A 19,431-nucleotide genomic window follows, 5' to 3' on the forward strand; every position below is an offset into this window, starting at 1 on the left:
GGCGTTGGCCAGTGGACGGCACGCAGTCACAGAGAGCGAGAAAATCGAAACGGGTAAAAACGTCTCTCGAGTAGAAGTGAGTGAGCCGAGATAGCCTAGCCCGGCCAAGGCGGCAGATTCGAAATCTGCTGTCCTCACGGACTCGGGAGTTCAAATCTCCCTCTCGGCGCTTCTCAGCGACACAAGACGACGAGCGGTGCCGTTGTGCGACGCACCACGAAAAGCGAACGGTGACACCGTGAGCGACGCGTAGCGGCGCGAGTCTTTCATACGGCCTACTGGAAGTCATTCGGTTCAGTTGGTACTGTAGTGGGACGTGACCGGTGCCAACCGCAGGAGTCCGGTACTGTCCCGTCGTATGCAAGGCCGACCACTATGCTAACTCTTGACGTAGATTCGCTGTCACGAGGAACCAATGTATCCGACGTTAGTATCTTCCCGATTAGTGACTGGAGGGTGGAATCGACGGCGACCGGCTGGGACGCCACTCGAGCCGGCGACTTCGACAGGGAGGGAACGATGAGTTCCGACGACCCGGCGGAGGAAGGATCCGACGCGACCGACGAGACGTTTCATCCGCTCGGTGAATCCTGGCAGGACGAACTCGAGGACCTGCTCGACGACACCGAGTACGACACCGAACTCGGGATGGAGATGGGGAAAGACGCGATGCGGGTCACGAAGGGAGAACTCTCGGAAGAGGAGTTCCACGAGCGGTATCACGACGACGTGATGGAGGAGTTCGGCGAGGACGAGCGGCCGATCGCCAGCCCGGACGACGGGGACGGCGAGGGAGGGGTCGGTGCGATGCTCTCGAAGGTCGTCGCCGGCGAGGAGTCCCGCCGGGAGATGCTCAAGAAGGCCGGTGCCGGCGTCGGATTCGCTAGCCTCGGTTGGGGGGCGGTCGACCAGCAAGAGCCCGAGGAGGAGGAAGCCGTCGAAGAGCCGGGTGAGGTCCAGCCCGACGAGGACGCGACGCAGTGGGGGATGACGATCGACCTCGAGTACTGCGACGGTTGTCTCTCCTGTGTGACTGCCTGCAACGCGGAGCACAACTGGGATCTGGGGGCCAACTGGATGTACGTCCTCGCGTTCGAGGACGGCGATGTCGAGTCGCCCGAACCCGACAACTTCGAGAGCGAACACGACTTCAACTACCTCGTCCGGCCGTGTCAGCACTGTACTGACGCACCGTGCGAGAAAGTGTGTCCGACGACGGCCCGCCACACTCGCGAGGAGGGTGGGATGGTACTGACCGACTACGACGTCTGTATCGGGTGTCGCTACTGTCAGGTCGCCTGTCCGTACGGCGTCAACTACTTCCAGTGGGAAGAGCCGAACGTCGACGAAGAGGAACTCAGTCCGGACATGGTCTACGACTATCGCGATCGGCGCGTCAGCAGTCGGGCTCCCCGCGGTGTCATGTCGAAGTGCATCTTCGATCCAGCGCGCCAGGACGGCAACTTCGGCGAAAGCAACGTCGGCACCGTGGCCTGCGAAGTGGCCTGTCCGCCGAGTGTCATCCAGTTCGGCGACAAGAACAACCCGAACAGCGACCCGTCGCGATATCAGGAGAATCCGGCCAGAGCGCGAGCCCTCATCCGACTGAGTACGAGTTTGCCCTCGCCCGACGAACTCCCGTCGATGCTCGAGGGCGTCGGTACCGATCTGGCGTCGATCACCGAGGCCGTCGACGGCCTCGACGAGCAGTCAATCATGCTCGCGACGGCGGTCCGGCTCACGAACGTCGAGTACGATCAGGAGGCACCGCCGGGCGATACCCTCCCGAGCCAGGAAGAGACGGTTCTCGGGGTCGTGTCGGCCCTTCAGGAGCACGGGCTCGACCTCGAGAGCGAGGAGGTGCTCAGTGAACTCGGCCTCACGGTCGACCAGTTCCAGGGACCGAGCGAGGACATCGCGGTGAACGATCGGGAAGGCGTCGCCCAGCAACGACTCGAAGAGTTCATCCCGCCCTCTGAGAACGAGTTCGAACTCCTCGAAGATATCGGAACGAACCCGAACGTCACCTATCTCGGCCAGGAACCGGGCCCGAACGCTCATCAGGTCCCCGGGCCGACCTCCTACGAAGATGTCGGCATGCTCAATAGACGCCAGGACGCCCTCGAAGAGGAAACCGTCGGTCTGGGCCCGATCGACTCGTCGTAACTGCATCTGCGACTCGTCACCGCCAGGCCCGGTTCAGACCTCGAATCCGAAGTTGAAGTCGCCCTGCCACTGTGACCGTTCGCCGCGGAAAACCGTCTCGCTGCGGTGACGATTACCGACCCAGAGGACCGTCGAGAGTGTCGTCTCGGGGTCGCTCATGACGAGCCCCTCGAAGAACGAGCGCTCGACGGTGTGGTCTACCCCGCTCTCGGCGAAGCGGAGGCTTGCACCGTCGGAATCGATCGCGCACGCATCGAGCGTGAGCCGGTCGATCTCGTCGCCACCGTTCGTGACGAAGACGCCGTGTCGATCCGTCGCGGACTGCGGAGCGATGTCGAATTCGCAGTCGTTGAACGTGACGTTCGACGACCTGACGTAGACGGCGTAATCGGACGTCGACGGACTCGAGCGATCGGTGATCGTACACCCGTCGAATACGGTTGGCGCGTCGTCGTTGTCGTCGACCCGGATCGCCCGGCCATCGGTTCCCTCGTCAGCGATGTGGACGTCGGTCAGCCGGGCCGGCCCGTCCTGAGTCAGGCGGACGATTTCGGTATTTTTCTCGACTTGGTTGTTCACCAGTAGCTGGGAAACCAGCTGCCCGCCGCCGTTCTCGAGCCAGAGTCCGGACCACGGATAGCCGGGCCGTTCGGTCATCGTTATCTGACAGTCCTGCACGTAGTCGTTGGGGCCGATTCGGATGCCCGCTCCGGCGCAGTTGCGGACGTGACAGCCGGTGACGATGTTTCGGCCGTCGTCTCCCGAGACGTAGATCCCGTTATCGATGTAGTCGGACACCTGACACCCCTCCCAGTAGTTCGTCCCGTGGTTGTAGACGTCCGAACTGAACGGGATCGCGTGGCCGACGTGGGTCGATCGGTCGTACTTCGTATCGCCGTTGTTCAGATGACAGCAACTGATGACGTTCGTCGTCGAGGACCGAACCCCATCGACGAGGATCGTATGCCGATCCCCGCCGTATCGGTCGTTGAGCTTATTCCGTCTCCCGCGCATCGAGACGTTCTCCATGTGTCCGTACCGGTAGGTGTACCAGCGGCCGATACCGGTGTCGTAGTCGCCGCGGATATCGATCTGCAGGTTTCGCATGACGGTCCGCTGGGCGTGTGGAAGCGACGCATCCAACGAACCGACGGTCATCAGGCGATCGACGTTCTGATCAGTGACCTCGAGAACGGCGAACGGGTCACCGACGATGCCGAGGTACTCGTGGGCGTCGAAGTGGACGTTGTCGGTCGCGACGGACCACGTTCCGGCGGGGATCCTGTAGCAGTGATTCCGGTCCGTCGGTTCGAAGGAGTCGTAGTGGGCCTCGATCGCGGCCCACAGGTCGTCGTCCCCGGGTTCGACGCCGAGGTCGTCGCGCACGTCGACGACGTTCGGGTTCGTATCGCCCTGAACGCGAACGGTGTCCGCATCGGATTGTGTCGCGGAAAGCGACGTCCCGAAATCGAGATGTGACACGTCGTCGTCGATCGTCGTTCCCGAGTTGCTGACAGCTATCCCACCTGCTGCACCTCGGGATTGCGCCGCAGCGACGCCGACGCCCTGCGAACTCGACGCGGCGGCACTGGCGAGTGCGCCACCGAGACCCAGCGCACCGAGTCGTTTGATGTACGAACGACGCGTCGTCTTTCCTGTTTCCCTTGCCGATGGTTCTTGCTGATGGTTGTCTTCCATCTCGAGCGGACAGTCATGAATTCGATGATTTGTTATCGGTGATCTACTGACAATTTCAGTGTTGCAAACGGTCGACGGGCCGTTGTCTGCCTGCAACTGTCGCGGAGACGGTTAGTAGGAACTGATATCTCTCGAGGGTGCAATCCCGTCCCCTCGCGGAGAAACCGCCGACTAGATCCGTCTCGAATCGTGACCCATTCCTCCCACCTCCTCGAGACGACATACCGGATCCGATCTGTCCGAAACCACACGTATTCAAGCGACTCGAGTCGAACGAACGACTATGGACCGTCGAAAGCGACTGGTCGTCGGGGGCCTCTGGATCGCGGTCGCGCTCGTGATGGCCACGACCCTCGACCTCGGAGTTCCGTCGTCGGTGAGCGGAGCGGCTCGCCTGTTCGTCGTCGTACTCGCGCTGTTTCTCGCGAGCGTGTACCTGCTCGATCCGTGGAACGTCGTCAGTGACCCGTTCCGACAGGAGTAGGAAGACACAGGGTCGGAGAGTCGACACTGCCAACGCTGTCGGATCGAATCGCAGAAAGCGACCTGTCCCGGTCAGCGACCGAAGCCGATTGCCAGTAACGACTATCGTCAGTCGTCAGCCGGCGCGAGCGGTTGCTGATCGGCTGCCAGCAGACGATCGAGCGCGTCGACCATCGCCGTGACGCTGGCGCGGGTAATATCGGCCTCGCTGCGGGCGACCGTCACCGAGCGGTCGTTGCGGGCCATCGTCACCTCGACGGTGACGACGGCGTCGGTGCCCCCCGTCACTGCGTCGACGTGATAGGACTCGAGTTCGGCGTCGGCCATCGAGCCAAGCGCCTCGCGGACGGCCGAGACGGCGGCGTCGACGGGGCCGGAGCCGGTCCCGCTGGCGACGCGTTCCTCACCGTCGACGTCGAGTCGGATGCTGGCCGTCGGGACGGCCCCGCCGCTGGTGGCGGTGAGATCGAGCAGGTCGACGACCCGATCGCGGTCCTCGCCGGTGACGTCCTCGGCGATCGCCAGCAGATCGGCGTCGGTCACGCGGCGGCCGCGGTCGCCGAGTTCGGTGACGCGCGTGGCGATCTCGGCGATCTCGTCGTCGTCGGCCTCGACGTCGTGTTCCTCGAGCGTGGCCTTGACGCCCGCGCGGCCAGTGTGTTTCCCGAGTGCGAGCCGGCGTTCGCGCCCGACAGTCTCGGGCGGATAGGGCTCGTACATCTTGTCGTCTTTGAGCGTGCCGTCGGTGTGGATGCCGCTCTCGTGGGTGAAGGCGTTCTCGCCGATGACGGCCTTGTTCGGCGGGAGCTGGACGCCGGTCGCCCGCGAGACGATCTGTGCGAGGTCGTACAGTTCCTCGAGATCGAGCGTTTCGACGTCGTAGACGTGGTCGAGCGCGATCGCGACCTCTTCTAAAGCGACGTTGCCGGCGCGTTCGCCGAGGCCGTTGACCGTACAGTGGACGAGATCCGCACCCGCCGAGATGGCCGCGAGCGCGTTGGCCACGCCCAGTCCGAGGTCGTCGTGGGTGTGGGCACTGACCGGCCCCAGCTCGGCGAGCCGGGCGACGGCCTCGTAGGTGTGTTCCGGTCCCGTGTGGCCGACGGTGTCGGCGAAACAGAAGCGATCAGCGCCCGCATCGAGCGACGCCTCGGCGAGCTCCTCGAGGTAGTCGAGGTCGGCCCGCGAGCCGTCCTCGCCGATGACCTCGACCCAGAGGTCGTGGTCTTTCGCGTAGGCGACGAGTTCGGCTGTTTTCTCGAGGTTGTCCTCGTGGGAGGTACCGACCTTGCCCTCGACGTGGCGGTCGCTTGCGGGAACGACGATGTGGACGCCGTCGACGTCACACTCCAGCGCGAGGTCGATGTCGCCTTTGATGCCGCGACAGAAGCTCGTGATACGGGCGTCGAGATCGAGGTCAGTGACCCGCGAGATGGCCTGTCGCTCACCCGCGCCGGTACAGGCGCTGCCGGCTTCGATGGTCGAGACGCCGGCCCGCTCAAGGGCTCGAGCGATTTCGACTTTTTCGTCCGGCGACAGCGAGACGCCAGGGGCTTGCTCGCCGTCGCGAAGCGTCGTGTCGAGAAGGCGCACTGTACGGTCCGATGCGATCGTCTCTTCGGGTGAGTGACTTACAGGCAAGAGTGGTGAGTTGGAAGTACTGCGGTTACGTTCGTCGGAGAATTTCACGCCCAGCCGGGTTGCCCCGACTTCCTCTATCCTCGTCAGATGGCGTATGGCGTGCCATTGTACTGCAGGCTAACGGATCATGCTGACTTAAATCCGCCGGTCATCGGCTGGCGTTGCCACGGCATCGAGGGGTTACCGCTCGTCCTCGAGGACCAGCCGATCGCCGGGTTCGACGTCGGCAGCGCTACCGGCCGGCAGTTCGACGATCAGATCGGCTCGGTCGCGAGCGAAGCTACGCCACGGCCGCAGCCGTTCGACGCGCTGGACGACGCCGTCGACGACCCAGACGGCGTCGAGGGGGACGAAGACGAACAGCATGTGGAGGTCGCGGGTCCTGGTCGAGTCGAACCGAAAGACGAGCGCGTAGTCGTCGGGCAAGGAGCGGCGAAACATCAGCCCGCGGGTCTGGCTGACGAGTGAGTCCGCGAGGTCGACCGTCGTCGCCAGCACGGCGCGGTCGGTGCCGTCGGCGGATGGATCGCCGACGGTCGGCCCGTCGGCAGTCGATTCGTGGACGAGGCGCACGCCCTCGAGTCTGCGTGGCGACGAGAAAAAGGTCCCGACAGCGCCGTGGGACCAGCAGTGCCGTGCCTACAGCTCGCTGACCGCCGACGCGGCATCGAACAGCGACAGAACGCCCTCCTCGAAGAGCAGGCGGCCGAACTCGGTGAGTTCGTACTGCGGGCCGTCGATCGAACAGTCGACCAGACAGGCCATCCGTTCGGTGACGACGCCGCCATCGACCAGCGCGTCGATCCGGGCATCGATTTCGTCTTCCGGCACCTCCAGCTCGGCTGCGATCTCCGGGGCAGTGACGCCCTCGTCCGGATGGTCGTACACCGTATACGCGACCTCGAGTCGGTCGCGATCCCCGATCGCGTCGATGGCGTCGACCACGTCCTCGGCCGAGAGGAGCGTCTCGGTGTCGTCGATCGGTAGCATATTCGATACGATGCAGGCCGGCGGCAAAATCCCATCGGCAATCCCGACCCTCCGGGACGACACGCCGATCGGGCCGGGCGATTCAACATCCCTCGAGCCCTACCCACGCCGACGATGGAAAAAACGCCGCAGGGTACCTCCGTCGGCGTCGACGATCCCTACGAGTTCGCGGGCGTCTGCGACTACCTTACCGGCGACGGGAACTGCCGGTACGCCTTCGATCACTACGAGCACGACCCCGCGTTTGCCCGCGAGCGTGCGAACGAGGAGTACGCGTGTCCCGTCGTCGATCCCGAGTCCGGCTGGTCGTGGGCCGACTGTCCGCACTTCCGTTCGCGGAACCGCGACCGCGAGTGCGTCCGCTGTGGCCTCGAGGAAAAGCGGCTGGCCCACGACGACGAGCGTCCGCTGCTCGAGGAACACCACCTCTCCTATTCGCGCGACGGCGACACCCTCTCCCACGAGATCACGGTCTATCTCTGCCGATGGTGCCACTCGAAAGTTCACGATTCGTGGGCACGGATCACCGACGACGCTGCAGTGGATCCCGAGGCGATCGCAGCCCTCGAGGAGCGGCGCAGCCGCGAGCAGTCGGAACTGGGCTTCGAGTCGGCGGCGGAGCGATACGATCGAGACGAGTAGCGTGTCGCTGTCTCGAGAGAAAACAGAATCCCAAGAGAGAACGGAGCCTACGCGAGTTTTCTGAGGAGGCCGTAGACTGCATCACGCAGTCGGTCCGGGAGATAGCGCGCGTAGCTACCGTACTGGGCGAGCGGACCGACCGGATACCGGGCCGGCGGATCGGGGCTGGTCGCAGCCTCGAGAATCGCCTCGGCCACGTCGTCGGGATCGGAGGCGAAGGGACCGCCGCTGCCGCCACCGATCAGTTGCGCCTCGTCGTACAGGTCGTACAGCCCCTCGTAGGCCGGCGTCCGCTCGTCTTCGGGGAGTTCCTCGTCGACGCGATCACTGAAGTTCGTCTCGACCGGCCCGGGTTCGACCACGACGACGTCGATCCCGAACTCCTCGGCTTCACCGCGTAAGGCGTCGCTCATCGCCTCGAGGGCGTGTTTCGAGCCGGCGTAGGCACCCGCGCCGGGCAGCGAGATCCGGCCGATGATACTCGAGACGTTGATGATCCGTCCCTCGCCCTGGGCGCGCATGTGTGGCAAGGCGGCCCGCGTGAGCCGGTGGGGGCCGTAGACGTTGACGTCGAACTGCCGGTGGAGATCGACCGTGGCGACGTCCTCGAGCGGACCCATCTGGGCGTAGCCAGCGTTGTTGACGACACAGTCGATCGAGCCGGCGACGTCGACGGTTTCCTCGACAGCCGTCGCGACTGCCTCGGGATCGGTGACGTCGAGGGCACGCGTCTCACAGCCCGCCTCCTCGAGGTCGGCAAGGTCGTCGACGTTCCGCGCCGTCGCGAAGACCTGCCAGTCCGCAGCGAGGAAGGCTCGAGCGGTCGCGCGGCCGATACCGGACGAGCAGCCGGTGATCAGCACTGATTTCTTGCGCGTGTAGCGGTCTGTCTCGGCCGTGGCGGTCTCGCGGTCGTCCTCGACGACGGTGCCGTCCGGTCCGTCGTCGGCTGTCCCCTCGACGTCCTCAGCGGTAGCCATACGTGACCGGTTCGGGAGACGATACCTAAGTATCGACGGTTTGTCGCGCTAGTCGTTAGTTCCGGATGAGAATCAGGTCGAGATGGGGTAGCTGCCTGTTCGGCGACAGCAACGCCCCCGAAAGCCCCCGGATCGCTGAGCGCTCACTATGTTCGCGCTCAGCGATCCGTCCCCTTTCAGTCCCATCCGCCGCAGCGGTTGATCGGGTAGCGGTCGCCAGTGACTGGTCCGCAAGCCTACTCTCCGAATTCCTGCTTGGCTTCGTCGGCGTACTTGTCGGCGAGTCGCACTGGTTCGGGGAGTTTGTACGACGTGGCTAACTCGAGGACGATATCGGCCGCCGTCTCGGGGCCGACACGATGGCCAGAGCTGACGTACAGCGGATTGATGTGGCGATTCGGCGAGTCGTACTGGCGGGTCTGGACGGCGTAGCCGAGCAGGGTGCCGTCGGGGGCGTCAACTCGTGCGTTCGCCTCGATGGCAACTCTCGAGCCCACCGGGAGGCCGTCAGTGTCCTCACGCGGGCGGCCACAGAGCAGGCTCTTCGCGACGCCGATACTGGGCACGTCACGGACCACGCCCATGTGTGTCGCGATGCCGGCCTGCCGGAAGTGGATGCGGCCGCTGCCGTCGAACAAGAGGAGGTCGGGATCGACGGACAGTTCCTCGAGGGCAGCGAGGATCGGTCCGCCTTCGCGAAAGGACAGGAGGCCGGGAATGTAGGGAATCTCGAGGCCGGTGACGGCGTGGACCCGCTCGATTACCTCGCCGCCGCGGGTGGCGACGACGGCGCTTAAGCCGCGATCCTGCTCGCCGGCCGCGTTCGTGAGAAACGACTGGTCGACGCCGACGACGACCGGTGGCTCGCCGCCGCTGGCGGTCGTAGCGAGTGGATTCGAGAGTGTGGCGGGATCGAACGCGAAGTCGTCCTCGAAGACCGCGACGTCGGCGACCTCGCGCTGGAGGGCTTCCATCTCCGCACGCGAGAGGCCGGGATCGGGCGCGAGGTCTGGCCGGGGCTGACTCATCGGGTTGCGATAGCGGCCGGACGAAAATCAGTTGCGTGGGTGTGGCAGTGCGAACGCGAAACGTGGAGCGGTCAGAACCGGCGGCGACCGCCGGGACCACCCGGGCCGCCGGGGCCGCCACCGCCGAACTCGAGGCGACTCGGCGCGCTGAGGTTCCGGTTTCGCTTGACGTACTGTCCGTAGGCGAGGCCGATCACGAGGCCGATGAGGTGGGCCCCGTGAGCGATCGGGCCGCCGCCACCGACCGAAAGGAAGAACACGCTGAAGAGGGCGTAACCGGCAGTCAGCAGCCAGATCGGCACCGGGAGGATGAAGTAGAGGTACACCTTGAGGTCGGGGTTCAGAACCGTCAAGACGCCCATGATCGCGAGCGCCGCGCCGCTGGCCCCGAGGACGGCGGTCGGCGCGCCCTGTGCGGCCGAAATCGCGACCTGTCCGAGGCCGGCGATCGCACCGCTGACGAGAAACAGGATCGCGAAGTCACGCGAGCCGATGTAGCGCTCGACGAGCGGCCCGAAGAAGAACAGCACGATGCTGTTCCCGACGATGTGCATGAAGTTCCCCGGACTATGAGCGAAGACCGACGTAACCCACGTCCAGACGTACGCGACGTTCCACGACGTCAGCATGAACAGCGACTGGTGGAGCGCCGAGCCGGCGACCAACAGCACGAGCCACTGTGCGAGAAACGTCAGCCACATCAACGCGAGGAACGTGTAGGTCGCGTTCCCGCGGAAGTACGCCAGCGGCCCGCCCGGGCCGGTATCGATCGGGAGTTTGTCTGTGAGACGCGAGGCCCGTGACGTGTCCCCACCTGAGCTGACGCTCTCGTCGAAGCCGCTGTCGAAGACACCCTGCGGATCGTTCCAGTTTTCGAGCCCCGTACAATTGTGATTCTCCGGGAGCCGATGGTCGGCACAGTACGTGCCACCACAGTGCCGACAGTTGTACGGCATGTTTTCGTCTTTCCCACACACGTCGCACTTGGCCATTGACCAGAGGTATGTGCGGCGTCGCTAAGGGATTTGGGGTTTTGCCCGGATTATTTCACAGTGACCGACGCGATCAGTAGGTGTGGCGAACGGACCCCCCTCGTTTTTGTCACTGTCCGTACGGGGTGCCTACCCGACAGGATTGCTGTGTCACCCCGCGTGCATTCTCTGATCTTTTTGAGAGATCAGTTCCAAGATACCTAGAATCGATACGGCTGCTATTTCAAAGACGGTCGGCACGGACATCGGAGCGCTGTCGAACGTATTTCCGCCGAACTATTGCCTTCTCAACCCGTTTCAGCAACACTAAAGCCGGAACAGCTGACGATTGGCTCAAATCGTTCAGCTTCCCACAGGATCAGCGTATCTGAACACCATATGCGCCGCGGACTGTACATTTTTGCCTCCCCGCCGCCCATATTCGGTCGTGCAAGAGTACGAGCGCAAGCAACTGCTCGAGCGTGTCGAGCGCGAGGGTGCGACCGTCGGCGCGGACATCCCCGAGACGATCACGGTCCAGGGGGAGGAGATCGACCTCCGGACGTTCGTCTTCGAGATCAAGCGCCGTGAAACGATTCCCTCGGGTGAGCGCGAACGCGTCGAGCAGGCGAAGAAGAACCTGCGCCGCGAGCGCCTCGAGCGCCTCGAGCAGATCGAGGAAGGCGACATCACCCGCGAGGAGGGCGAGGAACTCGCCCAGAGCATCATCGGCATCGATCGGGCACTCAACGCCCTCGAGAGTCTCGGGCCGACGGATCTCGAGCGCGAGCAGAAAGTCCAGCAAGCACAGGACCGCAAGCGCTGGATGTCGTTCCTGAAGAAGGCACTTGGCCAGGACGACGACGCCAGCGTGCGGAGGGGCCGATGACGACCAACGCCGAACTTGCCGCCCGCTTCGAGGAGTTCGCCGACTTGCTCGAGGCCGACGGCGTCGAGTACAAACCCCGGGCGTACCGCCGGGCGGCCGAGAACGTCCGCGCCCACCCGTCGCCGATCGCCGACCGCGTGGACACCGGCGACCGCGCGGCCATCGAGAACATCGACGGCGTCGGCGACGCGATCGCCTCGAAGATCGTCGAGTACGTCGAGACCGGCTCGATCGAGGAACTCGAGGAACTCCGCGCCGAGTTGCCGATCGACATGGCCGACATCACCCGAATCGAGGGCGTCGGCCCCAAAACGGCCGGCAAACTCTATCGCGAACTCGGGGTCGAGACGTTAGACGACCTCGAGGCGGCCGCCGAGGCCGGTGAGATCCAGGAAGTCAAAGGCTTCGGCCCGAAAACCGAGCAGAACATCCTCGACAACCTCGAGTTCGCCCGCACCGTCGGCCAGCGCCAGTTGCTCGGCGAGGCGCGGCCGCTGGCCGACGATGTCCTCGCCTTCCTCGAGTCGCTCGAGGCTGTCGAGCGGTGTGAGGTGGCGGGGTCGATTCGCCGGTGGCGTGCGACGATCGGCGACGTCGACGCGCTCGTGGCGACTGACGCACGCGAGGACGTAATCGACCAGTTCGTCGCGTGGGACTCGGTCGACGACGAGATCGAGTCAGGTCCGGAGAAGGCAAGCGTCCGCGTCGGTGAGATTCGGGTGGATCTTCGTGTCGTCGTCCCCGAGGAGTTCGGCTCCGCATTGCAGTACTTCACGGGCAGCAAGGACCACAACGTCAGCCTGCGCAACTACGCGATCGAGCGCGGAATGAAGTTGAACGAGTACGGCGCGTTCGACGTAAGCGAGATCGACGATCCGGATGCGGGACAGCGTGTCGGCGAGCGTGTCGCCGGCGAGACCGAAGCGGGAATGTACGATGCACTCGGGCTCCCGTCGATCCCACCGGAACTGCGGGAAGACCGTGGCGAGATCGAGGCTGCCGAGAACGGCGAGCTCCCGGCCCTCGTCACCCGTGACGATATCCGCGGCGACTTTCACACCCACACCGAGTGGTCCGACGGCAACACCACCATCGAAACGATGGTCGAGGCCGCCGCCGAGCGGGGCTACGACTACTTCGGGATCGCCGACCACGCCGAGGGCCCCGGGATCGTCGGCGAGATGGGCCTCTCAGATACCGAGATCTTAGAGCAGGTCGAGGAAATCCGCGCGGTCGGTGACGACGCCGAGCTCGAAGTCTTGGCAGGAATCGAGGCCAACGTCGATGCCGACGGCGAGATCGACCTCTCCGACGAAGTGATCGACGAACTGGACGTGATCGTCGCCTCGACACACAGCGCGCTCGACCAGGACGCCGAGACGGCGACAGACCGACTCGTCCGCGCGGCCGAGAACCCCGCGATCGACGTGCTGGGACATCCCAGTGGCCGCCTGCTCAACCAGCGGTCGGGACTCGACTACGACGTGACGGCAGTCGGCCGGGCCGCCGCCGAGCACGACACCGCCCTCGAGGTCAACAGCGATCCCCGTCGACTCGACCTCTGGGGGAGCGCCGTCCAGGCGGTTCTCGAGGAGGGCGCGCCGATCGCGATCGACACCGATTCCCACCAGCCCGCGACGCTCGAGTACATGCGCTGGGGCGTCCACACCGCGCGCCGCGGGTGGGCCGAGCCGGCCGACGTGGTCAACACCTGGGACCTCGCGGCCGTCCGCGAGTTCCTCCACTGACACCATGCGCTCGCTCGTCGACGTCATGTGCGGTGGGATCGTTACCTATCTGCGGATGTGCAACCACGACACCGTCTACGCCGGTGATCGGGGCCTCGAGGCCGACGACGACCTCCTCGCGGTCGCTCGAGACGAAGCGCGGACGCTCATCACGCGAGACGTCGCCCTCGCGAACCGGGCCGACGACTCGATCCTTCTCGAGTCTCGCGGCGTCGAAGAACAACTCGGAGAACTCGCCGCCGCGGGTGTCGACCTCTCGCTGGCCGACGAGCCCGCGTTCTGTGGCCGGTGTAACGGCCCGCTCGGGCGCGTCGAATCGACGGCGTCGACACCCGAGTACGCGCCCGATCCAGCCGACGTCGCGGTCTGGCGCTGTCGCGACTGTGGGCAGTATTTCTGGCGCGGCAGTCACTGGGACCGCGTCGCGGAGACGCTCGCGAAAATTCAGTAGACGGCCTCGTCGTCGAACCGCCCGTCGTAGGCGATGTGCTCGGGATGGGTCGGTTCGGTACCCGACAGAAACAGCCGATCGACCTTCTCCCACGTGTTCTCGTAGACGAGGTGGCCGAGTTCCGTTGCCGTCGTCGCCCATCGATTGAGTCCGCTTTTATAAACGACGCGGCGAGCGACCCCATCGCGCAGCGCTGTCACGAGGTCGGCTTCGCTTTCGATTGGCGTCTCGAAGGCGGTGTGGGCGACCCCAACCGTTCGCGGGAGGTGTGCATACGAGGAGGTAATCGGCGGGAGCGAAAACGCCTCCCCGAGAGTCCGTGCGCGGCGATTGTGCATCGGGAAATGTTTCGGGTTGAAAATCTCGAGGGCGTCGATCGTCTTCGCGTACGCTTCGAGATCGGACCGCTCGAGACTGACGTTCGCGAACGTCGGATGCGGAACGAGCACCGTCGCGTCCTGGCGTTCGAATTCGGCCATCGCCGTCTCGAGTGGGATGAAATCCGGGACCGGTTCCTCGAGACCGAGTGCGAGGACGTGCTTGCGATTGCGCCAGGTGCCGGTAAACACCTCGCGGGCGGGGATCACCAGCAGCTCGTCGTCGGAGTAGGCCGCGGTGCGCTCGCGGATCTCCGGGAGGCGGGTGAAGTGGGGTGCGTAGACGAGTGCGTCGAGGCCGGCCTGTTTGGCCCGCTCGACCACGCGGTCGTCAAGCACCTTCACGTGACAGTCTACTCGGAACGTCACTCCGTCGGTCACGACGGTCACTTCTGGCACAATTGAGTTATGAATTCTGATTTTGTGGTGGCGCGAGCGATGACGAGCATCACCCCTCAGTCATCGGTCAGCGTCAACATCGACGGTTGGAATCGTCTGGGACACGCTCCTTCTGGCCAATGCGTTTCGCTGCGAAAAGATCATTAGGACGGCCGTTCGAGTGGGCGTATCGAATGGCCTGGGAATGCGGAATCGATGACTGCGGTGCAGGGTTCGAGGACGTCGAGTCTGCCGTCGTCCATCAGGCAACAGAGCACGAGCGCCGCGAGTGTCAGGTCTGTGGCACCATCGTGCCGGACGGCTACCTCGCGATCCGCCACACGTTTACCGAACACAGCCGCGCCGAATACGTCCGCGCCTACGGCGCCAGTTCCGAAGCAGTCCGGGAACGGGAGGAGTTGCTCGAGGAGGTCGAATCCGTCGCGGATATGCAAGCGATCGCGACGGAACTGAAACGATAGTCCTCGAGGGGATACTCCACGCTTGTGGTGGCTGCATAGAACCCGATACCGAGCAGTGTCGGCTCGACGAAACAGAATCAGTTCCGGCGTTTAGCGCTCGTCGCTGTCGAGTACGCGAATCAGGTCGCCACGCACCGTCACCGGAATCGGAACCGTCGCGCTCCTAAATTTTACGTCGTCGGGTGACCTCGCTCCGCGTCGGTCACCGCTCCTCGCAAAATTTAGTATAAAACGTCCCGACTCGCTATCGCTCGTCGGAATCCAGTACGCGAATCTGGTCGCCACGTACCGTCACCGGAATCGGAACCGTCGCCTCGTACAGTTCGACCGTCACCTGATCTTTGCCTTCGTCGATGCGCTGGACTTGCGCCTTCTCGCCTTTGAACGGGCCGGCGATGAGTTCGACGATGTCGCCCTCGGCGATGCCCTCGACGTCCGGTTTGGGCGAGAGGAAGTGTTCGACCTCCGAGATATCCGATTCGCCGGGGACGATGCTCCGGGCGTGGGGGATGTCCTCGAGAACGCGATTGAGGACGGCGTCGCCGTCGGCTTCGACCATCACGTAGGAGGTCAGCGAGTCGGGCGCGAGCGCGGCGTGGATCTCGGGCTCCTCGCGGTTGATGATCATGTCCGCGACGGTGCGCTCCTGGCTCGCCGTCGTTTTGACAGCGAAGATCCCCATTAGATGCCACCACCGGTCAGAAGCACCATGATCGTGCCGATGAGGAACCCGACGAGACCGACCAGCAAGATCCCTGCACCGGCGATTTTCGATACCTGAAGGAACTCCTCGGTAGTGGGTGTCGTCGCCATTTTCAACACCCGAACGTACGAGGTGAGGTCGTACGGAACGTCCATATTTGTCTATTCACAGCGTGGGGTCTTTTATCTGTCTTTCGTGTCTACTGACTATGGGCGACGTCGTTCTGGTCGCGCTGGCGAGACTCGTGTCCAGCAGTCGCCACCGCACGTAGCTTTTTGCGTATGGGTGTCTTTTCCACGGCAGACAGCGATGTTTACGGCGACGGTTCACTTCACCCAACACCGGGAATGTATCCTCCGGCGGCTCACAGCGGATGTCGCCGAACCGATCCCAATCGAGATCGAGGAGATCCAAAACGGGTTCGTGACCTTCGTTCTCCGAGCTGGTCCCCATACGGATCCCTTTCAGGCCGAACTCGAGGCCGCCGATCACGTCGAACACGTCAAGCGCCTCGACGATGGCAATCTGCTCGTCACCAAACCCTCGTGTGGCGCGTATTCGGCGATCTACCAGAATCACGGCACGCTCCGCCGGTCGAATACGGTCTCAGGTCGCCAGCGAGAGTACAACATCCTCGTGTTTCAGCGCGAGGACCTCAAACACATTATCGACGATCTGGAAGGCTTTGGAACGGTCACGCTCGGCAAGCTCGAGGAGTTTCGCGTGAGCACGGACTCGACGCTGACCGAGCGCCAGCGCGAAGTGGTCGCCGAGGCACTGTCACGTGGGTACTACGACTGGCCAAGGGGGATCACGAACGAGGAGCTGGCGGCGGAACTCGAGATCAGTCGCGCGACGCTCCACGAGCACCTTCGAAAAGCCGAACGCGCGGTGTTGTCGTCGGCGATGGCAGACGGCCACAAACGGACCGGCCGGCGGCAGTTCGAACGGATCGGGATGGGAGACGAGTGAAGCGCGAGGTCACGAATCCGTAGCCGGCAGCGTAAATGAAACCGTCGTCCCCTCGCCGGGCTCGGAATCGATCCAGATCTCGCCGTCGTGGCGCTCGACGATCCGCCGACAGAGCGCGAGCCCGATCCCGGTGCCGGCGTGTTCCTCACGCGTGTGCAGTCGCTGGAACACGTCGAAGACGCGTTCGCTGTCGTCGGGATCGAGCCCGATCCCTTCATCGTGGACCGAGATCGTCCACTCGTCTCCCGTCCGCTCGGCGCTAATATGGACTCGTGGTGGCTCGTCGCCGCTGTACTCGATGGCGTTGTCGAGCAGGTTCTGAAACACCTGCCGGAGCTGGCTAGCATCACCCACGACGGTCGGCAGCGACTCGGCCGTGATCTCGGCGTCGTGTTCCTCGATCGAGAGCTGCAGATCTTCGAGGACGTCCGACAGCACTGCGTCGAGCTCGATCTGTTCGAAGGGATCACCGCGGGTTTCGACGCGAGAGTACTCGAGCAGGCCATCGATCATCTCGCGCATGCGCTCGGCGCCGTCGATGGCGTAGGCGAGAAACTCCTCGCCGTCCTCGTCGAGAGCGTCGCCGTAGCGGCCTTCGATCAGCTGTAAGTAGCTGGTGATCATCCGGAGTGGTTCCTGCAGGTCATGTGAGACAGCGTACGCAAACTGCTCTAAGCGCTCGTTCGAGGCCTGTAACTCCTCGATGTACTCGCGGCGGTCGAAGTGGAGCTTCAGCAGCGTCGCGAGTGTCTCGAGCAGTTCCGCTTCCTCGTCGGAAAAGTTGGCCGTGTCGGCATCCGGAGACGCGTGGCTTTCGGGAAGGGCGATCTCGATCGTAATCGGTGTGCCGGTGACCGTACTGGTGGACGCGGTGATCCGGCGATCGAGCGAGTCGGTAGCCTTCGTGGTCGCTTCGGTGTCGCCGACCGAGACGCGCGCAGCGGCTCGCTCCGGATAGTGGAAAAACTGTGGGAGGTGTGTTACGAACTCCGCTAACAACTCTTCGGACGACTGCTCGCCGGTCTCGAGGAGATTCGTCGCGAGCTGGACGGCGGCCAGTTCCTCCTCGCGTTCCTCGAGTTCCCGTTTGCGCCGCTGTGCTAGCTCTTTGAGATCGGTGATGTCGGTCGCCGTCTCGACGACTTGCTCGGGTTCACCCTGCTCGTCGGTGATCGGTCTGGCGTTTATCGAGAGCCACTGCTGTCCCTCCGGTCGATCCAGACGGATCTCTCGGTCGGTCACGGGGTCTCCCGTTTCGAAGACGTGGGGGACGGGTCGTTCCTCGATCGGGATGAACTCGCCGTTCGTGTCGTACATGTCTCGTTGGGCGGTGGTATAGGTCGACTCGTCGTCGCTCGGGAGGTCGAGCAGTTCTGCCATCCGTTCGTTGGCCCGGGGCGTCGATCCGTCTCGATTCACGACCGCGATGCCAACGGGGCTCGTTTCCAGAATCTGCTCGCTGAGTTCGTGCTCGCGGCGCAGTCGCTGCTCCCGTTCACGGCGGTCGGTCATATCACGGGTTACCTTCGCATAGCCTTGCAACTCGCCCTCGTCGTAGATGGCCGTTATCGTCACGTTCGCCCAGAATCGCGACCCGTCCGACCGAACGCGCCAGCCTTCGTCCTCGGTCGACCCCGCCTCTCGTGCGTACGCTAGATTAGCTTCCGGCACGCTGGCGGCCCGATCCTCGTCAGTGTAGAACGTCGAAAAGTGCTCGCCGATGATCTCCGCCGCCCCGTAGCCTTTGATCCGTTCGGCCCCTTCGTTCCAGCTCCGGACGTATCCGTCGGGGTCGAGCATGAAGATCGCGTACTCGTCGACGGCGTCGACGAGCGACTGAAACCGCTGTTCGCTCTCCTCTCTGGCTCGTTGCGCTTCTTTCCGGTCGGTGATGTCGTAGTACAGTTCGATGCGTCCACCGGCGTACGGCCCTGACTCGATCGGTCTGCTGCGGTGTTCGAGCCAGCGCTCCTCGCGATCCGTGCCGGCCGTCACCCGACACTCGAACTGCTCGACGGAGGTGTTGCTCTCGTAGGTAGCCAGTACCGTCTCCGCGAACGTCTCGGAGTCGGCGAGACGATCACGGATCGTCTCCTGAATCAGCGTCGGCTTGTCCCGGCCGATGATCTCGTCCCGTACGAGGCCGAAGTACTCCTCGATCGTTTCGTCGGCCCACACGACGTCGAACGCGTCATCGAGGACGAACACGCCGACGTCGGCCTCGTCGATGACGGACGCGATCGAGTCGGACGCCATCCAGGTCGACGGCAGTTGCACGTTCGTCGGGTCGCGGTCGTCGACTGCCCGAACGACGCCGACAGTCCCCTCGAGTTCCCCGTCGGCCACGAGCAGGCTCACCCGGAGTTCACAGGAAACCCGCTCGCCAGCAGCGGTCTCGACAGCGAGATTGAACGTCGTGTCGGGATCGACGCCCTGCTCGAGGTGCGTCTGGATCGCGTTCTCCAGCCGCTTTGCGTCTAGCGCCGAAATGACGGTCGAGACGTGCTCGCCGAGGAGGTCCGCTCGCGGATACCCCGTCATCGACACGATAGCGTCGTTGATGGCGACGAACCGGCCCTCGGCGTTCAGCTGGAAAATCCCGTCGTCGATGGCGTTGACGAGCGTGCGACAGCGTCGAAGCGAGTCGGAAACGCTCTCCTCGCTTCGAAAGAGGTCGTTCGAGATGCCGGCCACGTCGCTCATAGAGGTAATTAAACCCGAACCGATTTACATGGTGTGGTGGCCCACACTCGAGTGGCAGTCGAATTGCCGATACGGGACGGCTCGAGCGACGGCGACGATCGTTCGTGTGGCCACGGTATAAACCACCAA

At 64.0% G+C, this 19,431-nt stretch carries 19 protein-coding genes, 1 tRNA gene and 1 pseudogene; 10 read left to right on the top strand and 11 right to left on the bottom strand.

What is annotated here, in order from left to right; translation table 11 throughout:
- Positions 1 to 84 precede the first annotated feature (84 nt).
- Positions 85 to 169, top strand: a tRNA-Ser gene (locus ACFR99_RS02135).
- Between the two features lie 350 nt (positions 170 to 519).
- A complete protein-coding gene (locus ACFR99_RS02140; protein ID WP_390284163.1) occupies positions 520 to 2,166 on the top strand; it encodes a 4Fe-4S ferredoxin N-terminal domain-containing protein in 1,647 nt (548 codons plus the stop codon).
- A 33-nt stretch (positions 2,167 to 2,199) separates the two neighbouring features.
- Here ACFR99_RS02140 and ACFR99_RS02145 read toward each other — a convergent pair whose 3' ends face one another.
- Positions 2,200 to 3,864, bottom strand: a complete 1,665-nt coding sequence (locus tag ACFR99_RS02145) for a right-handed parallel beta-helix repeat-containing protein (protein ID WP_390283927.1) — start codon at positions 3,862 to 3,864, stop codon at positions 2,200 to 2,202.
- Positions 3,865 to 4,147: 283 nt separating this feature from the next.
- Between ACFR99_RS02145 and ACFR99_RS02150 the strand changes: the two genes are divergently transcribed.
- Positions 4,148 to 4,348, top strand: a complete 201-nt coding sequence (locus ACFR99_RS02150; protein ID WP_390283928.1) for a hypothetical protein — start codon at positions 4,148 to 4,150, stop codon at positions 4,346 to 4,348.
- 107 nt (positions 4,349 to 4,455) lie between these two features.
- Here ACFR99_RS02150 and ACFR99_RS02155 read toward each other — a convergent pair whose 3' ends face one another.
- The 3 genes from ACFR99_RS02155 to ACFR99_RS02165 form a co-directional block, all read right to left on the bottom strand.
- Positions 4,456 to 5,988, bottom strand: coding sequence for a (R)-citramalate synthase (locus ACFR99_RS02155; protein WP_390283930.1), 1,533 nt, complete (start codon positions 5,986 to 5,988; stop codon positions 4,456 to 4,458).
- Between the two features lie 180 nt (positions 5,989 to 6,168).
- On the bottom strand, positions 6,169 to 6,561 hold the full coding sequence (locus tag ACFR99_RS02160; protein ID WP_390283932.1) for a DUF192 domain-containing protein: 393 nt from the start codon (positions 6,559 to 6,561) through the stop codon (positions 6,169 to 6,171).
- Positions 6,562 to 6,627: 66 nt separating this feature from the next.
- Positions 6,628 to 6,978 (bottom strand): ArsR family transcriptional regulator, encoded by a 351-nt coding sequence (locus ACFR99_RS02165; protein WP_390283934.1) that lies wholly within the window; start codon positions 6,976 to 6,978, stop codon positions 6,628 to 6,630.
- 114 nt (positions 6,979 to 7,092) lie between these two features.
- Here ACFR99_RS02165 and ACFR99_RS02170 point away from each other — a divergent pair, with 114 nt between their 5' ends.
- Positions 7,093 to 7,620 (top strand): DUF7097 family protein, encoded by a 528-nt coding sequence (locus ACFR99_RS02170; RefSeq protein WP_390283936.1) that lies wholly within the window; start codon positions 7,093 to 7,095, stop codon positions 7,618 to 7,620.
- 47 nt (positions 7,621 to 7,667) lie between these two features.
- Here ACFR99_RS02170 and ACFR99_RS02175 read toward each other — a convergent pair whose 3' ends face one another.
- The 3 genes from ACFR99_RS02175 to ACFR99_RS02185 form a co-directional block, all read right to left on the bottom strand.
- Complete coding sequence (locus ACFR99_RS02175; RefSeq protein WP_390283938.1) at positions 7,668 to 8,600, bottom strand: SDR family oxidoreductase; 933 nt, start codon at positions 8,598 to 8,600, stop codon at positions 7,668 to 7,670.
- 236 nt (positions 8,601 to 8,836) lie between these two features.
- On the bottom strand, positions 8,837 to 9,628 hold the full coding sequence (locus tag ACFR99_RS02180) for an endonuclease V (protein ID WP_390283940.1): 792 nt from the start codon (positions 9,626 to 9,628) through the stop codon (positions 8,837 to 8,839).
- A gap of 71 nt (positions 9,629 to 9,699) precedes the next feature.
- Complete coding sequence (locus ACFR99_RS02185) at positions 9,700 to 10,620, bottom strand: rhomboid family intramembrane serine protease (RefSeq protein ID WP_390283942.1); 921 nt, start codon at positions 10,618 to 10,620, stop codon at positions 9,700 to 9,702.
- A gap of 228 nt (positions 10,621 to 10,848) precedes the next feature.
- Between ACFR99_RS02185 and ACFR99_RS02190 the strand changes: the two are divergent.
- The 4 genes and pseudogenes from ACFR99_RS02190 to ACFR99_RS02205 form a co-directional block, all read left to right on the top strand.
- A pseudogene (locus tag ACFR99_RS02190) lies at positions 10,849 to 10,991 on the top strand (IS6 family transposase); the annotation flags it as partial.
- A 56-nt stretch (positions 10,992 to 11,047) separates the two neighbouring features.
- On the top strand, positions 11,048 to 11,488 hold the full coding sequence (locus tag ACFR99_RS02195; RefSeq protein ID WP_390283944.1) for a DUF5788 family protein: 441 nt from the start codon (positions 11,048 to 11,050) through the stop codon (positions 11,486 to 11,488).
- Positions 11,485 to 13,236, top strand: a complete 1,752-nt coding sequence (polX, locus tag ACFR99_RS02200; protein WP_390283946.1) for a DNA polymerase/3'-5' exonuclease PolX — start codon at positions 11,485 to 11,487, stop codon at positions 13,234 to 13,236. The genes ACFR99_RS02195 and polX overlap by 4 nt, the downstream gene beginning before the upstream one ends.
- Positions 13,237 to 13,240: 4 nt before the next feature.
- Complete coding sequence (locus ACFR99_RS02205; RefSeq protein ID WP_390283948.1) at positions 13,241 to 13,687, top strand: Mut7-C RNAse domain-containing protein; 447 nt, start codon at positions 13,241 to 13,243, stop codon at positions 13,685 to 13,687.
- On the opposite strand, the gene ACFR99_RS02210 is transcribed toward ACFR99_RS02205, so the two are convergent.
- A complete protein-coding gene (locus ACFR99_RS02210) occupies positions 13,681 to 14,433 on the bottom strand; it encodes a PHP-associated domain-containing protein (RefSeq protein ID WP_390284165.1) in 753 nt (250 codons plus the stop codon). The genes ACFR99_RS02205 and ACFR99_RS02210 overlap by 7 nt on opposite strands.
- A 203-nt stretch (positions 14,434 to 14,636) precedes the next feature.
- On the opposite strand from ACFR99_RS02210, the gene ACFR99_RS02215 reads away from it, so the two are divergent.
- Positions 14,637 to 14,924, top strand: a complete 288-nt coding sequence (locus ACFR99_RS02215) for a DUF7565 family protein (protein WP_390283950.1) — start codon at positions 14,637 to 14,639, stop codon at positions 14,922 to 14,924.
- Positions 14,925 to 15,168: 244 nt separating this feature from the next.
- On the opposite strand, the gene ACFR99_RS02220 is transcribed toward ACFR99_RS02215, so the two are convergent.
- A complete protein-coding gene (locus tag ACFR99_RS02220; RefSeq protein ID WP_008012489.1) occupies positions 15,169 to 15,606 on the bottom strand; it encodes a transcription elongation factor Spt5 in 438 nt (145 codons plus the stop codon).
- Positions 15,606 to 15,782, bottom strand: coding sequence for a protein translocase SEC61 complex subunit gamma (locus tag ACFR99_RS02225; protein WP_390283953.1), 177 nt, complete (start codon positions 15,780 to 15,782; stop codon positions 15,606 to 15,608). The genes ACFR99_RS02220 and ACFR99_RS02225 overlap by 1 nt, the downstream gene beginning before the upstream one ends.
- Positions 15,783 to 15,936: 154 nt before the next feature.
- On the opposite strand from ACFR99_RS02225, the gene ACFR99_RS02230 reads away from it, so the two are divergent.
- Positions 15,937 to 16,599, top strand: a complete 663-nt coding sequence (locus tag ACFR99_RS02230; RefSeq protein ID WP_390283955.1) for a helix-turn-helix domain-containing protein — start codon at positions 15,937 to 15,939, stop codon at positions 16,597 to 16,599.
- Positions 16,600 to 16,608: 9 nt separating this feature from the next.
- On the opposite strand, the gene ACFR99_RS02235 is transcribed toward ACFR99_RS02230, so the two are convergent.
- The gene (locus tag ACFR99_RS02235; RefSeq protein WP_390283957.1) at positions 16,609 to 19,302 is read right to left on the bottom strand and encodes a PAS domain S-box protein; all 2,694 of its coding nucleotides are present in this window, start codon (positions 19,300 to 19,302) and stop codon (positions 16,609 to 16,611) included.
- Between the last annotated feature and the right edge of the window lie 129 nt (positions 19,303 to 19,431).

The organism is Haloarchaeobius amylolyticus (genome assembly GCF_042678045.1).
Classification (GTDB): domain Archaea; phylum Halobacteriota; class Halobacteria; order Halobacteriales; family Natrialbaceae; genus Natrinema; species Natrinema amylolyticus_A.